The 16,479-nt window shown below is 59.6% G+C and carries 11 protein-coding genes; 6 read left to right on the forward strand and 5 right to left on the reverse strand.

Annotation, left to right across the window (positions count from 1 at the left end; all coding sequences use genetic code 11):
• Positions 1-10: 10 nt before the first annotated feature.
• The 3 genes from ade (at position 11) to ACUNV4_RS20700 (ending at position 5,640) form a co-directional block, all read left to right on the forward strand.
• The gene (ade, locus tag ACUNV4_RS20690; RefSeq protein ID WP_430880515.1) at positions 11-1,828 is read left to right on the forward strand and encodes an adenine deaminase; all 1,818 of its coding nucleotides are present in this window, start codon (positions 11-13) and stop codon (positions 1,826-1,828) included.
• Positions 1,829-1,951: 123 nt separating this feature from the next.
• Positions 1,952-3,565, forward strand: a complete 1,614-nt coding sequence (locus tag ACUNV4_RS20695; protein ID WP_430880516.1) for an alkaline phosphatase — start codon at positions 1,952-1,954, stop codon at positions 3,563-3,565.
• Positions 3,566-3,834: 269 nt separating this feature from the next.
• Positions 3,835-5,640 (forward strand): CHASE domain-containing protein, encoded by a 1,806-nt coding sequence (locus ACUNV4_RS20700; protein WP_430880517.1) that lies wholly within the window; start codon positions 3,835-3,837, stop codon positions 5,638-5,640.
• Positions 5,641-5,683: 43 nt separating this feature from the next.
• Here the strand turns inward: ACUNV4_RS20700 and ACUNV4_RS20705 are convergent, their stop codons facing one another.
• A complete protein-coding gene (locus ACUNV4_RS20705; protein WP_430880518.1) occupies positions 5,684-7,606 on the reverse strand; it encodes a glycoside hydrolase domain-containing protein in 1,923 nt (640 codons plus the stop codon).
• Entirely contained in the window at positions 7,606-9,303 is a 1,698-nt protein-coding gene (locus ACUNV4_RS20710) for an acyl-CoA synthetase (protein WP_430880519.1), read from the reverse strand. Before ACUNV4_RS20710 ends, ACUNV4_RS20705 begins: the two co-directional genes overlap by 1 nt.
• Positions 9,304-9,472: 169 nt before the next feature.
• Between ACUNV4_RS20710 and ACUNV4_RS20715 the strand changes: the two genes are divergently transcribed.
• Positions 9,473-11,659: a methyl-accepting chemotaxis protein gene (locus tag ACUNV4_RS20715; RefSeq protein ID WP_430880520.1), complete on the forward strand. Its 2,187-nt coding sequence runs from the start codon at positions 9,473-9,475 to the stop codon at positions 11,657-11,659.
• A gap of 22 nt (positions 11,660-11,681) precedes the next feature.
• Here the strand turns inward: ACUNV4_RS20715 and ACUNV4_RS20720 are convergent, their stop codons facing one another.
• On the reverse strand, positions 11,682-11,972 hold the full coding sequence (locus ACUNV4_RS20720) for a hypothetical protein (protein ID WP_430880521.1): 291 nt from the start codon (positions 11,970-11,972) through the stop codon (positions 11,682-11,684).
• A gap of 372 nt (positions 11,973-12,344) precedes the next feature.
• Between ACUNV4_RS20720 and ACUNV4_RS20725 the strand changes: the two genes are divergently transcribed.
• Complete coding sequence (locus ACUNV4_RS20725) at positions 12,345-12,953, forward strand: Slp family lipoprotein (protein ID WP_430880522.1); 609 nt, start codon at positions 12,345-12,347, stop codon at positions 12,951-12,953.
• 410 nt (positions 12,954-13,363) lie between these two features.
• The gene (locus ACUNV4_RS20730) at positions 13,364-14,113 is read left to right on the forward strand and encodes a trypsin-like peptidase domain-containing protein (protein ID WP_430880523.1); all 750 of its coding nucleotides are present in this window, start codon (positions 13,364-13,366) and stop codon (positions 14,111-14,113) included.
• Between the two features lie 15 nt (positions 14,114-14,128).
• Here ACUNV4_RS20730 and ACUNV4_RS20735 read toward each other — a convergent pair whose 3' ends face one another.
• Positions 14,129-15,037, reverse strand: coding sequence for a TIGR03915 family putative DNA repair protein (locus ACUNV4_RS20735; RefSeq protein WP_430880524.1), 909 nt, complete (start codon positions 15,035-15,037; stop codon positions 14,129-14,131).
• A 7-nt stretch (positions 15,038-15,044) separates the two neighbouring features.
• A complete protein-coding gene (locus ACUNV4_RS20740; protein ID WP_430880525.1) occupies positions 15,045-16,331 on the reverse strand; it encodes a putative DNA modification/repair radical SAM protein in 1,287 nt (428 codons plus the stop codon).
• Positions 16,332-16,479 lie beyond the last annotated feature (148 nt).

Genomic DNA, 16,479 nt, shown 5'->3' on the forward strand with positions numbered 1-16,479 from the left:
GAGAGAGAAATTGACCAGACTTGCAGAATGGAGTGCCAGTGCCGCATCCCTGGTGGATGTTGCCACTGGGCGAAAGCCGGCTGATACGGTTGTCCGCAACGGTCGCTGGGTCAATGTGCATTCCGGTGAGATCATCGCCGGCACCGATATCGCCATCAGTTGTGGGCGCTTCGCCTATGTCGGCCCGGATGCCAGTCATGCCATCGGAGAACAGACGACAGTCATCGACGCCGAAGATCGCTATCTGGTGCCCGGTCTGTGTGATGCGCACATGCATGTCGAAAGCGGCATGGTCACGGTTACCGAGTTTGCCCGGGCAGTAGCGCCTCACGGGACGACGTCGATGTTCATCGATCCGCACGAGATCGGCAATGTGCTGGGTCTGGATGGTGTGCGTCTGATGCATGATGAGGCGATGAATCTGCCACTGAACATCTTCGTGCAGATGCCCAGCTGCGTGCCCTCGGCACCGGGTCTGGAGAATGCCGGAGCCGAGCTGGGCGTCAGTGAGGTACAGGAGGCCATGAAGTGGCCGAACATCATCGGCCTGGGTGAGGTCATGAATTTTCCCGGGGTGTCCGGCAACGACCCGAAAATGCTGGGCGTGATTGCGGCCACGGTCAATGCCGGGAAGACTGTCGGTGGGCACTATGCGTCCAGTGATCTGGGCTTGCCGTTTCACGGTTACGTGGCTGGTGGCCCTGCCGATGATCACGAAGGCACTCGGGTAGAAGATGCCATTGCGCGGGTCCGTCAGGGCATGCGTTCCATGTTGCGGCTCGGCTCAGCCTGGTATGACGTGGCGCCACAGATAAAGGCGGTCACCGAACACGGCCTGGATCCTCGTTATTTCATTCTGTGCACGGACGATTCTCATTCAGGCACGCTGATCAACGATGGCCACATGAACCGGGTGGTAAGACATGCCATCGCGCAGGGCCTCAAACCTGTCACGGCGATCCAGATGGCCACCATCAATACGGCCGAGCACTTCGGGCTGGAACGCGAGCTGGGATCCATTACCCCGGGCCGGCGAGCGGATCTCATCCTGTCGTCGGATCTGGTGAACCTGCCGGTGGAACTGGTCATGGCTCAGGGGCGGGTACTGGCGGAGGCGGGTCGACTGAGCTTCGACATTCCACCAGCGAGTTACCCGGCGACGGCCAAGAACACGGTCCGACTGGGCAAGACCCTGCTGGCCGATGATTTCCTCATTCCGGCGCCCGCCGCAGCGAGGGAGTCGGTCGTCGCGAGGGTCATCGGCGTGATCGAGAATCAGGCACCGACGCGGGCCTTGCAGGCTCGGCTGGCCGTTGCGCAGGGGCAAGTGCAGATGGACAGGGACAATGACATCTGCCAGATTGCGCTGGTGGAACGACACCAGGGCACCGGCGGTGTGGTCAATGCCTTCGTCTCGGGATTCGGCTACAACACGGCCTGCGCCATGGCGTCCACCGTGGCGCACGATTCGCATCACATGATCGTGGTTGGTACCAATCATGAGGACATGGCCCTGGCGGCCAATCGGCTCGGCGAGGTCGGTGGCGGAGTTGTGTTGTTTGCCGACGGCAAGGAGCTGGCACTGGTGGAATTGAGCATCGCTGGCCTCATGTCCGAAGAGCGGGCCGAGATCGTCGCCGAAAAGGCGCAGAAGCTGGTCCATGCCATGCGGGAATGCGGTTGCGAGGTCAACAATGCCTACATGCAGCATTCACTGCTTGCATTGGTGGTCATACCGGAGTTGCGCATTTCGGACATCGGACTGGTGGACGTCACATCATTTTCGCCGACATCACTGTTTGTCGAAGAGGCCGATGCCGAAATCTGAACGCCGTTCATTGCACTGAGCGGCGGCCTGGCTGGCCGCGGCAGCCATTCGACAGGGCTTATCCCGCTCTGGAATCCGTGATAGCCTTGAATGTCATTACGGGTTATAGGGAAGGTGTCCATCATGCTGTACCAATCATTGTTTGCCGTATGCTCGGCGACGCTGCTGGCCAGTTGCACGTCGATCGAGGAAGTCAGGAACAAGGTTGCGGACGCCGGAGACGGGGACAGGATACGCAATGTGATCGTCATGATCGGCGATGGCATGGGGCCGCAGCAGGTAGGTCTGCTGGACTCCTATGTGCGCTATGCCTCCAACCCGGTACTGGACTCCAGCGCGTTTGATCGCATGGCCAGAGAGGGTGTTGTCGGCATTTCGCGTACCGAATCCCACAAGGTCCTGGTGGTCGATTCAGCGGCGTCGGCGACTCAGTTTGCCAGCGGCAAACTGGCCGGATCGGAGATGATCGGTGCAGATTACGAGGGAAACCGGGCAGAGAGCATGCTGGAAGTGGCGCAGGCCAGGGGCAAGGCCGTGGGGCTGGTGTCGGATACCCGCTTGACCCATGCCACACCGGCGGCCTATGCCGCTCATCAGCAGCATCGGAGTCTGGAAAACGAGATAGCGGTCGAGATGCTGGAAACCGGTGCCGATGTGATGCTCAGTGGTGGCATCCGGCATTGGCTGCCGCAGGGCGTCAACGAAGAGGGCAGTGCGGTTCGACAGGAGCTGGAAGCGCTGACCGGAGGCAACGTCAGGATGAGCTCGAGACGCAAGGATGATCGCAATCTGCTGGCAGAAGCCAGGGATGCGGGCTACGACCTGTCCTTCAACCGAACGGACATGGCTGCCAGTCACGGTAATCGCATTCTGGGTCTTTACGCCTCTTCAGGCATGCTGGATGGTATTGCCAATACACAGGCCGGTGACGGTGCGGAGCGGGTTCAACCCAGCCTGACCGAGATGACAGCCAAGGCACTGTCGGTGCTGGAAAACGATGAGGATGGCTTCTTCCTGATGGTCGAAGGCGGGCAGATCGACTGGGCGGCTCACAACAACGATGCCGGTACCATGCTGCACGAGATGGTCAAGTTCTCCGAAGCCATCGACGTGGTTCTGGACTGGATGAAGGGACGTGACGATACCTTGCTGGTGGTATCGGCCGATCATGAAACCGGCGGGTTCGGCTTTGCCTATTCCCGTAACGATCTGCCGGCAGGTCAGCCGCTGGACGGCGATGTCTTTCATGGCGACGAGTACAAGCCCAACTGGAATTTCGGCCGCGTGGAGACGCTGGATCGCCTGTATGAGCAGAAGCTGTCCTACGATGGAATCTTCAGTGAGTTCGACAGCCTGGATGACGCCGAGCAGACACCGGAGAACCTGCGCAGCATCGTCAACGCCAATACGGCATTCCCCATCACACTGGCGCAGGCGAAACGCGTGCTGGAGACCGAGCTCAATGTGTACTACGTTGCCGACCACGGTACGCTCAGTGCGGAACGCTTTCCGCTGATGCATGAACGCAAGGCCTTCTATGTCTATGGGTCCGGTATTCGCAAGAACATTCTTGCCTCGGTGGTTGCGGAACAGTCCAATGTCGTCTGGGCCAGTGACAATCACAGCAGCACGCCGGTCTATCTGTTTGCCATGGGACCTGCCGAGACGACGGACGCCTTCAAGGGAATATTGCACACCACCGAATGGGCCAGGGAGATCATCGACGTTCTGGATTGAGGCCAGGTATTCGGAAGCCCCGGCCGCCGACATTGCCTGCGCGGCAAATGCGGTCGGGGCACTCAAGGAATCCGCTGTAGCGGTCGATAGCAGTGCGTGACTTGCTACAAGTCGCACGAACGACTGGCTGATCTGTCAGTGAATTCGATGGACACAATGACGGACTGATTGCCGTCATCCCGAGTCATGATTCGAGTTCCTCGTGTTTTTCGCGGCAGACACTGGCCGGTAGCCTGTTACCGTTTTCCTTTCGAGCCACGAGGCCGATCTTGACTGACAGTACTGCACCACGGCAGAAGCAAGGTCATACCGCCCCCTCCATGCTGAAGATGCCCTTCAGTGTCTGGATGTGGGTGCTGGCCATCCTGTTGCTCGGCTCCGTCGTGACTTTCGTCATCAGCAACGTCATACAAGATCGTACAACGCAGCTGGCCTTGAAGGAGTTCAACCGGCAGGTTGATGTGGCCACCAATCAGCTGGAAAATGCGATCGAGAAGGACAAGACTCTGACCGTCGCCCTGCAAGGGATGTTTCATGCCTTCGGGACGGTTTCTCGTGAAGAGTTCAGCCGTTTCGTGGCTGCCGTGGATATCGAACGTCTGTTCCCCGATACCAAGGCTCTGTCATGGAATGCGCTTGTGCCTGTGAAGGATACAGTCGCATTCGAGCGTGCCGTACGCCTGGATACCTCACTGCAAGCCGAGGGCTATCCCGACTTCGCCATCAAACCGGCCGGGGCTGTCGAGCCCCAGTACGTTGTAACCTATATCGAGCCGATGGCAGGCAACGAAGGTGCTTTCGGCTTTGATATCGGATCGAACCCGACTCGGCGGCGCACGGTGGAACTGGCACGTGATCGCGCCGAGGCACGGGCTACGGCGCCGATCACGCTGGCTCAGGAAACCGGAACGCAAAAGGGTTTTCTGCTCATGATGCCGGTATACCAGAGCATCACTCCAGGCAGCATTGAAGCCAGAAGAGAGCAGTTTCGAGGAGTTGTCGTTGCTGTGTTTCGTATCGGCGATCTCATCGAGGGCTCCGGTGATCTCGGCTTCTCGGCGCTCAGGGTTCGCGATGTCACGGATGCCGACGAAAGCGTCGATGTCACGCCGGAGGTCATCTACGAGAAGGGGCTGCAGGATCTGCCTGCCTCGCATGAATCACTCGTTCGCAGAATCGATGTCGCCGGCAGGCGCTGGGAAGTCGTCTACAGTCAATCGACACAGGCGCTGAGCAGCGATGGCGTGTTGAGTCGGTGGGCCGTACCGGCACTGGGTGGTTTGTCGACGGCACTGGCCGCGATGCTGATCGCCTATCTGGCGACTTCTCGACAACGCACGCTGGTGCGGGCTGAACTGCTGACCATCGATCTGCAGCGGGCAAATGATGAACTCAGTCAGTCCAACAACGACCTGAGTCAGTTCGCTCACGTCGCTTCACATGATCTGCAGACTCCGGTTCGCAATATCATGGGCTCGGTATCGATGCTGGAGGATGCCATTGGTGAAAATCCGGATGACGACATCGAGCGCTATCTGCAGTTTCTGAAGGATTCCGCCCTGCGGATGAAAACCCTGATCAGCGATCTGCTCACGTATGCGGAAAGCGGGCAGTCGCTCGACCACCAGGAGATTGATCTGAACACCACGCTGGAGCTGGTGGCAGCGGTGACGCGGGACATATGCGAGTCGCAGAATGCCAGTCTGCAGATCGCAGAGATGCCCCGTGTGCCGGGCGACGAGCAGCAACTGGAACGGGTGTTCACCAATCTGATCACCAATGCGCTGAAGTACTCGAAGGCGGATGAGCCGCCGCGGATCGATGTCAGTGCGCGGCAAGCCGGCCAGTATCATGAAATCAGAATCCGTGACAACGGCCTGGGCATCGACCCGGCCTGTCACAAGAGCATTTTCGAGCCTTTCAAACGACTGCATCGGCAGAACGACATCGCTGGCACCGGGCTGGGACTGGCGATCTGTCGTCAGATCGTCGACCGGCATGGTGGCACCATCGGCGTGGAAGAGTCATCGGAGCAGGGAACCACGATATTGTTGCGGTTGCCAGGCATCACCTGAGCGAAGCGCCGGAATGGCGCAAACCGCTTCCATTCATGCCAGTTCAGTGCCGCTGCAGCAGCTCCAGCAGATCATCACGCCACTGTATCCAGCTGGCCGCATCCCGCGGCCAGGCAGGCCGGTTCTCACCGCTGGCCACAGCCTCGCCCAGTGCCCGAGGTATCAGGGCGTTGATCAGTGCTTGCGCTGCTTCGGGATGGCGCTGGTGGGCCAGGAAATACAGCTCCGCGTCCTGCAGCCCCCGGTGCCAGGCCTTGAGTCGCATGGAGGGAATCGGACCTGCGGCAGCAGGGTAGCCGATACGCGGAAGCTGGAATCCGGGGTAGACCATGACGCCATTGCCAACGCGATCATCATCCGGCTTGTAACTGGGTTGCGCGAAGGGCAACTCGTCGCTGCCCAGGTTGACTGACCACATCAGTTGCCCTTGTATGCCGTAGCGGGCACCGATAACCCCCCAACTGCGCATGTCACTGCCAGGCAGGTTGATGCTGTGTCCACCCACGGCCGGATGACCGCTGTGATAGAACCAGCTGCGTTCACCCATGGCCATTCTGTCTTGCAGGAAATCGGTATTGGCCGCATGGGCGTTGGGAGCCCACAGACGCACCCGGCCGGTCAGCGTGGTGTCAGGGTCATCAAGCCAGATCGTCGGATCGGAATGGCTGGTCCACAACAGGTCGATTGGCGGCGTTGCCGGATCAGAAGCGGCCGAGGTGCCACGGTCGATGGCCTGTTGAATGGCTGCCATGTCGCCATGGACTCTTGCAATGTAACGATGCCGGTCCGGATCCGTTTCCGCTTGTGGCACCGGGCCATCAACCTCATCGAACGCGTAGGCGAAGTAGCGTGTATCCAGCCAGTGGTTTTGCCGAACGATCCTGCTCCAGCGGCCGGCCATCTGTGTATAGGCCTGCAGTTGCTGATCGCTGAGTGCCGCCTCGACGATCACGTCATGCTCCTGCGGCCAGGGTGTGCGCCACACGCTCACGGCTGTATCCCGCCCGGTGCCGGTGTATCCTGCTTCCCGACTGAACAGCTGACCATCGAGAATCGGCGCATAGGTGTCCAGGTAGTCCTGCCATTGCGCCGGACCCTGCGGTTCTTCCGGGTTGCGCTCGATGAATACCATGCGGTGCTGATGCGCCATGACCTGGTAGCACTGCGCCATCTCCTGCCAGCGTGTGCTGCTGCGTTCTTCGCCGACGCCCTCCAGTCGATAGGAGCGATAGATCTCGCCAACAGCATCGATGGATGGGCGATGCGGGAGTGTGGCATCGATGACGGTCAACGAAACCTGCAGGTCGAAGGCATCGGAAGACAAGATCTGCTTCGAATCGTTGGCAGACGGTATCAGTCGCAGGTGCTGCTGATAGTCGCCGGGCGTCAGGTCGTCGGGGATGTACATCTCGACCCAGACACTCTGGTTGCGACCGGCACGCGGCAAGGCAATCTGGTCGAACAGAGTGGTTTCTGTCTGAGCGCAGCGGTGCTGTCGGGGGATCAGTGCGTCGGGGTAGGCCGCCGGGTAGGGCAGTACAGCGGTCTTCGGCCCCCAGCGATAGCCACCGTTTCTCACCTGCAGATAGTGCGCCTGATACAGGGACGTCCGAATGGCACTGTCTGCGACGTCCAGCGTGACGTGACTGGTATCGTCACGATCCTCGGTGCGCAGAATCAGCTGAAAGGCAATGGTTTCGTTGCGCGCAACGGTCCAGTGCAGTCTGTCCGGATTGTCGGATCGCAGATCGAAACGGGGGTGTTCCAGGCGACTGATGCCTTGCCGCGTGATACGCGCCATGTCGCTGGCAGCACAGACTGACAAACCCCCCGACGTGCGCAGACAGGATTCGTCCAGCAGTGCGTCAGGTTCATGCAGCAGGCCGGCCACCCCCAGTAGCAGCAGCGGCAGGGCAAGCAGAACCTGACGCCAGCGACGCACTGCAGGGGAGACGACGACCGGCATCAGGGAGCGCTGGCCGCTTTTTCACGCAAGCTGTATTTCTGTATCTTGCCCGTGGAGGTCTTCGGCAGAGGACCGAAGACAACTCGCCTGGGAACCTTGAAATGTGCCATGTGATCGCGACAGTAGGCGATGATGGCCTGCTCGTCAGCACCACCGGCCTGGTGCAGGGTGACGAAGGCGCAGGGGCTCTCCCCCCAGGTCTCGTGCGGCATGGCAACCACGGCGGCTTCCAGAATGGCGGGATGCCGGAACAGTACTTCCTCGATTTCCAGGGTGGAGATGTTTTCGCCACCGCTGATGATGATGTCCTTGGCGCGATCCTTGATCTCGATGTAACCATCATCGTGCATCACCCCGAGATCCCCGCTGTGAAACCAGCCACCCTTGAAGGCTTCAGCGGTGGCGGCGGGATTCTTCAGATAGCCCTTCATGACCGTGTTCCCCCGAATCATCAGTTCGCCGATGGTCTTGCCATCGTTGGGCACGACAGTCATCGTGTCGGCGTGCATGACGGCGGCATTCTCCAGGGTCACATAGTGCACGCCCTGTCTGGCCATCCGGGCGGACCGCTGCTCGGTTGCCAGGCCCTGCCAGTCATCCTGTGGCAGGCAGATGGTTGCCGGGCCGTAAGTCTCCGTCAGGCCGTAGAGGTGGGTGACGTGGAAGCCGATGGCCTCCATGGACTCGATGACCGATGAAGGAGGCGCTGCGCCACCGGTGGCCAGTTCCACCGGCTGACTGGCACGACGATGCAATTCGGCCGGCGAGTTGGCCAGCATGTTCAGCACAATGGGCGCACCGCACATGTGGGTGACATCCTCTGCCTCGATCAGCTGGAAGATCAATGCCGGGTCGACCTTGCGCAGACAGACATGGGTACCCATGGCGGCGGTAACGGCCCAGGTAAAGGTCCAGCCGTCGCAGTGGAACATCGGCAAGGTCCAAAGATAGCGTGATGCATGCGTGACCCCCATGGCCGACATGTTGCCCAGTGCATTCAGATAGGCGCCGCGATGGTGATAGACACAGCCCTTGGGATTGCCGGTGGTGCCGGAGGTGTACAGCAGCGAGATGGCCTGCCACTCATCGATGATGCCCGGCACGGGCTCCGTGTCGGCACCGCTTTGCAGGAAGGATTCGTAATCGGTTTCACCGATCAGCTCGCCACTGTCTGCCAGCACGTCATCGATGTCGATGACTGGTATTGCTTGCTTGAGCAGAGCCAGTGCCTGTTTGACCACCGGCGAGAATTCCCGATCGGTGATCAGCAGCCTGGCTTCGCCGTGCTCCAGGATGAAGGCCAGGGTTGCTGCATCCAGGCGGGTGTTCAGGGAATTCAGGACTGCACCGATCAGCGGCACGGCATTGTGGGCTTCCAGCATCTCCGGAGTGTTACAGGCCATGATGGCGACGCAATCGCCTCGCCCGATGCCGCGCTTGTTCAGTGCGCTGGCCAGCAGGCGGCTGCGCTGCCAGAACTGGGCGTAATTGTAGCGTCGTTCGCCGTGCACGATAGCCAGTTGTTCCGGGCGGACGGTGGCGGCCCGCTGCAGAAAGCTGACCGGCGACAAGGGCTGGTAATTGGCCTTGCTCTGTTCCAGATCCAGCTCGAATATGGACATCTCGACTCCTGCGGTAATGGTGTATGTCGGTATTCCGGCGGCGCGCCGTTCATGCGGCGGCGTCGTACGGACCATCACGATGTTACAACAGATGTCCGGACTCGCCACGCAGTGCCGCTGACGATCGGCTAGCGGACGCAGTTCTCAGATTCGTACCCTCCCGATGCCAGCGCGGGCTCCGATGCTCAAGTGTCGGTCCGAGGCTCCGCTAGGTGTAGTTGGCCGACTACCACATTCCCGCTTGATGAACAGTATTCCGCTAAGGTTCAAGTTTGCCTTGCTGCCAGCCGTGCTCGTTCTGGCGCTTGTCACAACCTGCCTCGCCGTTATCGACAGTATCAGGCTGCAGCGCGAAGATGCCGTGCTGGTGGATGTGGCCGGTCGTCAGCGCATGCTCAACCAGCGCTATGTCAAGGAGGTGCTGGTGGCTGCCTACAGCAATGGCGATGCACGACAGCAGTCTGTCGATGCCAGTGTTCGCAGCCTGGATCTGTTCAATGCCACATTGCTGGCGATTCGTGACGGCGGTGAGCTGGTGGTCAATCCGCTGACCGGTGAAAGGCGGCAGTTGTCGCCCCTGGCTTTGCCGGAGATCGTCGCCCTGCTGGATCGCAACAGAGCGTTGGCCACACAACTGGCCAGTGAAGCGGCAGCTCTGCTGATTGTGTCTTCCCGTGGCGGCACGCCAGATCCGGCAAGGCTACTGCAAGTATCGGCCGAACTGCATGGGCAGGCCAACCGCGTGGTCAAGGAGCTGGTGGCAACGGCGAACGAGAAGATCGAGGCGTTGATACGCACCTGCCTCTGGATCAGCGGTATCGCCGCATTGTTCGGTCTGTTGCTCAGCTGGAGTATCGGCCGCAGTGTCATCGTGCCGGTGATGCGTTGTCGCAAGGCGCTCAAGCGCATGGCCTCCGGTGATCTGTCCCGACCTTACAACATGCGCCGTGGTGATGAGTTCGGTGACATTACCCTGGATCTGGATGTATCGGTACAGGCCATGAGCACTGCTCTGGGCAGTGAGCAGGTGGACTGGGAGGAGGTGGGTACCTTCTTCAGGGATCTGCGTGATGAACTGCAACAGATGAGCGCCATCATCACGCAGTCGCGGGTGCCGATGCTGCTGCTGGGGCAGGATGGTCGAATCACGTTTGCCAACCCTGCTGCGGTGGCCGAACTGAAGGAATTGCATGCACAGGGGCACCTGGCGGAATGCCTGGTCAGCGGCAGTGCACTGGCCAGTGGCGGGGAATCGATGGCGGAGGTGGTACGTCTCGCATCAGATCCGGAGCGGCTTCCTCGTTCGGTTCGGACGGTCGTGGGAACGCAGGTTCTGCAGATGGATATCGAAGCGATCCGGCGAGGTGACAGTGAACAGTCTCTGGCCCTGTTGAGCTGGAAGAACATCACGCTCGATCTTGCCATGCAGCGCGATCTGAGTGCCAAGACAGAGGCGGATGCTCGCTATACCTGTCATCTGAATGATCTGGTGGAGCAGATCAGTGACGTGGTGCAGGCGGCCAGTGCGGGAAATCTCAGTGGCAGCATTGCCGCGAACGAGAACGAATCATTGAATGGCATTGCCGACACCATCAACGAATTTCTGGCCATACTCAACCGGGATTTCATCGCCATTCAGCGGCATGCGGATGAGCTGGTGACACGAGCCATGGAACTCAGAAGCAGTTCCGGTCAGATCGAGAACAGTGCGGGAGAATCCAATACCCAGTGCATGGATGTCGCCGAGAATGCCGAGAGCGTCAGTGGTCTGATGCGCGGCGCATCGGTCACGACCGAAGAGATGAATGCGTCGATCAACGAGATCTCCGCCAACACCAGCCGGGCAGACAGGATGTCAGGCGAGGCCGTGTCCCTGGCCAGCGGTACACACGAGGCGATGCAGCAACTCTTTGCTTCCAGCAATGGCATCGGCAGTGTGCTGAAGATGATCACCTCCATTGCAGAGCAGACCAATCTGCTGGCGCTCAATGCCACGATAGAGGCCGCTCGGGCTGGTGAAGCCGGCAAGGGCTTTGCAGTGGTTGCCAATGAGGTCAAGGAGCTGGCGAAACAGACGGCCAATGCCACCGACGAGATCGGCGAGCGGATCGGCAGCATTCAGGACAATAGCAACTCGGCGGTCAAGGCGATCGCCGGTATCCATGAAATCATCCATGAGATCAGTGAGTATCAGACGACCGTTGCCACGGCCATGTTGCAGCAAAGTGCGGCTTCCAGAGAAATGAGCAAAACGGTGCAGCGTACTGCCGATACCAGCGACACCATGCACATGGGGCTGCAATTGCTTGTGGAGAAGTCACGACATTCTCTTGATACTGCACGCGACAGCCTCGCGGTCAGCGAGGAACTGGAATCACGCGCACGCAGGCTGCAGAGTCTGTTGTCGCGGTATCAGCTGGCAGACAGCTGATACCGCCGTCATCGTTCGCTGACTAGCGAAGTATGGAAAAGCTGATTTCCGGGCGTTTGCCGACGCGAGGAGACAGATTGAGAATGCAGAAAGAGTTGAGATTGACCTGGCGATTGGCTTCGAGGTCGTCCAGTACGGAGCGGGCGAACTGGTCGGCCCATTCCGGTAACTCTCCGAACATGATGAACTGGGAAAATACCAGCGTCAGATCTTCATCATCCGCGCGATCGCCAAACCAGGCCAGGTATGCTTCGCTGAATAATTTGAATTCGCTGATATTGAGTAGGTGCGCTGCTTTCGAAATCGTGTGCATGAGGCGTGTCTCTCTTGGCGATCGTTGTCAGTCAAACTCCAATGGCTACCCAGCCAACGTTGTTACACAAGACACCAGGCAGATAACAGTGGCACGCTACCTGTTGCTTGCGCCGGCGTTGAAGCGATCTCCTTGTCGTTCGACGTCGGGGGGCACGAATCGTTCGATCTACTACAGGACTAACGGCAGCGCCGTGATAGCCCTGACCCTGAAAGTAGCAGTTCTGTAACGGAATGTGTAATCAGACTTTCCGCCGCTTGAAATAATTGCATGAAAAACTGTAAACGAACACAGTTTTCGCTTGTCTGATTCGATAGCAGACAGCATCTTGTTGTATCCATACGCGCATCAATGACCCCGAGAGAACGTTGCATGATCCGAACCGGACTCCGATACCTGATAACGCTGGCAAGTGTCATTGTGCTCAGTGCCTGCGCCATTTCCCAGCCCTCACCACCAGCGGGTGATGCGCCGCTGGCCGGTATCACGGTATCGCAGGCCATCGAGAGTGAGCGCCTGACAGAGCTGGATCAGATCGTTGCGAACCCCGCGACCACTGATGAGCAGCGTGTACGCTGGGGAGGCTCGATTGCCAGTGTGATGAACCGGTCTGACGGAAGCACCCTGCTCGAAATCGTATCCAGGCCGCTCCACAGCGGCGGACGTCCGATTCATGATGATCGCTCGGACGGACGTTTTCTGGCGCTTCTCGACGGTTTTCTGGATCCGGAGATCGTGAAGGTCGGTCGAGACATGACGGTTGTGGGGCGTTTGTCGGGCAAGGCCGCCGGCAAGGTCGGCGAGTCTGATTATCTCTTTCCGGTGGTGCTCATCAGCGATTACCGTTTCTGGAAGCCCGTGGTCACCATACCGCCCGGGCATTTTTCCCATTGGAACCGTTATCCGCCGTTCGGCCACGCTGACCCATTCAGACGCGACTGGCCTTTCGGTTCTCGATTGAACAGGCCGGGCAGACGTTAGCGATCAGGTTTCCTGCTGCTGGTCGCCTGGCGGGCTGCAATCTCAATGAACTGTAATGAAAATCGGCGTCAGAATTCTGGCTTGCTTGACACAAGGGGTTGGCAGGAACTCATGTTCAATCAGTAAGTTGTTGAACAGTCTTGTTTTTATCGTCAGGAACGCGCAGAGGGTTGCGTCATTAATCCGGCATTGATGGCGCGTCCAGTTGCCGGTTGCTGCGATAGACTCCTGCGTAGCCCGATGCAGCGTCTGCCGAGGGCAGCTGTGCGCTGCTGCTGAAGGTCGGCAGAGTGGGCTGGCAGGCCGCAAAGGCCAACTTTGTTGACTACCCCACATTGCAGTCTGTCGTATTGACAATGAAGGTCAACCGTTGAGTTTCATCGTCGATACTTTTATCAGGACTGGCCTCAATGGCCAGCGGAGACCTCTCGATGACCGGTGCCATGACCAGAGCGGGCGCCCTGGCGTGTGTACTGGCCACGATGGCCATTCTCATTCCGGTGGCCCTGGCAGAACGATCAAGTGAAAGCAGCCTGCGCACGATGGGGCAGGCAGGCTGGGACATGCCATTACTGCAACCCCTTGCGTCGCAGCGAGGACACAGTTGTACACAGCCGGATGACGGTACGCTCAGCGCCATTGTGCCGGTTGCCACCGATCATGGCAGTTTCGCCAGCGGTGTGGTGTTCGACATCAATCGTGTGCTGACCGCGGCACATGCGGTGCAGGGCGGGCAGGAATTCTTCGTGCGGGTCGGCGAGGTGTTTCAGCTGGCCGACTTGCTGATGGTCGATCACGTCAATGACCTGGCCGTGCTGGCCGTGGATACTCGCACCATCAATCCGTTGATCATCGCCGGATTCGACCCTGCAGAAGCGCAGACAGTCTGGGCGGCGGGTTACCCGCGTGCGCAGGCGATGATGACCTCCAGTGGAGTTCTGCAGGCGACCCGGGAAGGGGACTTGCACAGCAGCGCCACCATCGATTCAGGGCAGTCCGGGGGCGGTCTGCTCGGTTGCAACGATGGCGCCTGGGAGATGCTGGGCATGTTGCGTGGTTACGGAACCTATCTGCAAGGTGATCGCTATGTGAAGCTGCCCAATCACTCGGTGTCCGTGGCAGCCGCCACGATCAACGAGTTCCTGAGCTCGCAACACTGAACGTGCGGCGGTGAGCTAAGGCTTCCCTTCGTCGGCAAGGTCACGCGCCGTGCGAGCCGTGGCCTTCGCGGCATAGCGTGGTGGTTCGCTGGGCAGGGACTCCACCATCGCCAGACTGCGTGAGCCGGCATGGTGGATGAGTTCGGCAATCAGCGGGGCTTCGGGCAGATTCTTCCAGTACTTGACAGGCATTTCCGAGCGCATGGCTTCGGTTTTCAGTCGCGCCGGGTTGAAGATATTGGCAAAGTAGGTTCTCCACAGCTCTTCCATGATCTCCGGGGCCGCACCCTCCTGGCGTCGCCCGCCTGGCCCGAATTGCAGCTGCTGTCCATTCCAGTGAGCACTTTCCTCGGGTGTCACGATTGACCAGTGCATGTTGGCAAAGCGTCTCACGAAGAAGTCGCTGGCAAGGCGCAGCGTATGATGCTCCGGTTCGAACCAGGCACTGAAGTGCTCGGGTTCGGCTCTCGGAGTCTGGCGAAAGCGCACGAAGGCGTGCATCTTGTGGCGCTCTCTGGCAACGCATTTACCCAGGCCATGCAAACGGTGCATGTCCGGATCAGTTGCCCAGTCGAGCACTCCGGGTTCACCGTGACAGCTGCGCCACAACACGCGGTACAGCAGAGCATGGCGATCCGGCGCGCGGTGGCAGACCACGCATCTGGCCAGCTCGATGAAACGGCGCGATACGGTGGGCGTGGGGGCTGCGACGGGTGCCGGAACGGCCGAATCGAGCCGAGGATCGGGCAAGCTCTCGTCGCTGAACAGGTCAGCGGTGGCTTCGCCGATTTCCCAGACCAGTGATTCAGGGGGTGTGCCTGCGGCCAGGTGTTGCCGGGCAATGCAGCGCCAGCCTTCGAAATCGTCGGGCCGCGCCAGGCGCACCGTGTGGAGCCTTTGGTCCCGTTCTCTACCGTCCGTCATCAGAGGCTCAGTCGAACAGCGACAGCTGCGCGCTGCCTTGCAACAATTGCGCTCGCAATCCGCCTGCATCGAGCAGGGAGGTCGGCCGCCAGTCGCGTGTCACCACGAAAGGTCGAAGGCGACTGACCGAGCCGCAGATTCGGCCCAGGTCTGCCAGTGTCAGACGCTGCAGACGACGGCTGGCCAGTATTCGTTCGACACCTCGAACACCCAGCCCCGGAACGCGCAACAACCCTTCGCGTTCCGCCTGGTTGACATCCACCGGAAAGCGTTCGCGGTGTTTCAGTGCCCAGGCCAGTTTCGGATCGAGCGCAGGGTCCAGCATGCCATTCTCGCCACCGGCAACGATTTCCTCGACGGCGAAGCCATAGAATCGCATCAGCCAGTCTGCCTGGTAGAGGCGGTGTTCGCGAGTCAGGTCGGGTGGTGCCAGCGGCAGGGCGGCGCTGGCATCGGGGATCGGACTGAATGCGCTGTAATAGACCCTCTTCAGCCGATAATGGCTGTACAGTGATTCGCTGCAATCGAGCAGCTCGCCATCGCTGGCAGCATCAGCGCCGACAATCATCTGGGTGCTCTGTCCCGAAGCGGCAAATCCCGGCGCCGTTCGTCCTGAATGGCTTCTGTCACGGCTTTCGTCGAGCTTGCCGCGGATACCAGCCATGGCGCGTCGAATGCCGCCCGCCTCCTTCTGAGGCGCAAGTGTCTCCAGACTGGCAGAACGTGCCAGTTCGACATTGATGGACAGACGGTCGGCATAGCGACCGGCTGATGCCAATAGCTCAGGGGTGGCCTCGGGAATGGTTTTCAGGTGGATGTAGCCGCGAAAATCGTGAACTTCCCGCAAGCGCCTGGCGACCTCGACAATCTGTTCCATCGTGTAGTCGGGATCCCGGATGATGCCGGAGGACAGAAACAGGCCTTCGATGTAATTGCGCTTGTAGAAAGCGAGTACCAGATCGACCAGTTCATCGATCTCGAATCGGGCACGCGGCACATTGCTCGAGACACGATTGACGCAGTACAGGCAATCAAACGTACAGAAATTGGTCAGAAGCACCTTGAGCAACGAGATGCAGCGTCCATCGGGTGCATAGGAATGGCAGATACCCATGCCTTCGGTACTGCCGACACCGCGGCCATCCAGTGAGTCTCGGCGAGATGCGCCACTGGAGGCACAGGATGCATCGTATTTGGCGGCATCGGAAAGGATGGCGAGTTTGTTCATCAGTCGGATCGGCACACCATCGGTCACGGGTGGCGAGGAGGCTGGGCTGGTTGGATGACTGTTCATGCATACAGTATACGGAAAGCCGTGTTCAGTGACAATGAGCTCCTGATCGGGATGAGCCGAAACCGCCCAGCCCACGATCGTGGCCGATCGCGTTCAGTCCGACACCTGTGTTCAGCGTTCGCTCCGCAGTCTCTCGAAAGAGCGGTGC

The sequence above is a fragment of the Granulosicoccus sp. 3-233 genome, from assembly GCF_052681095.1.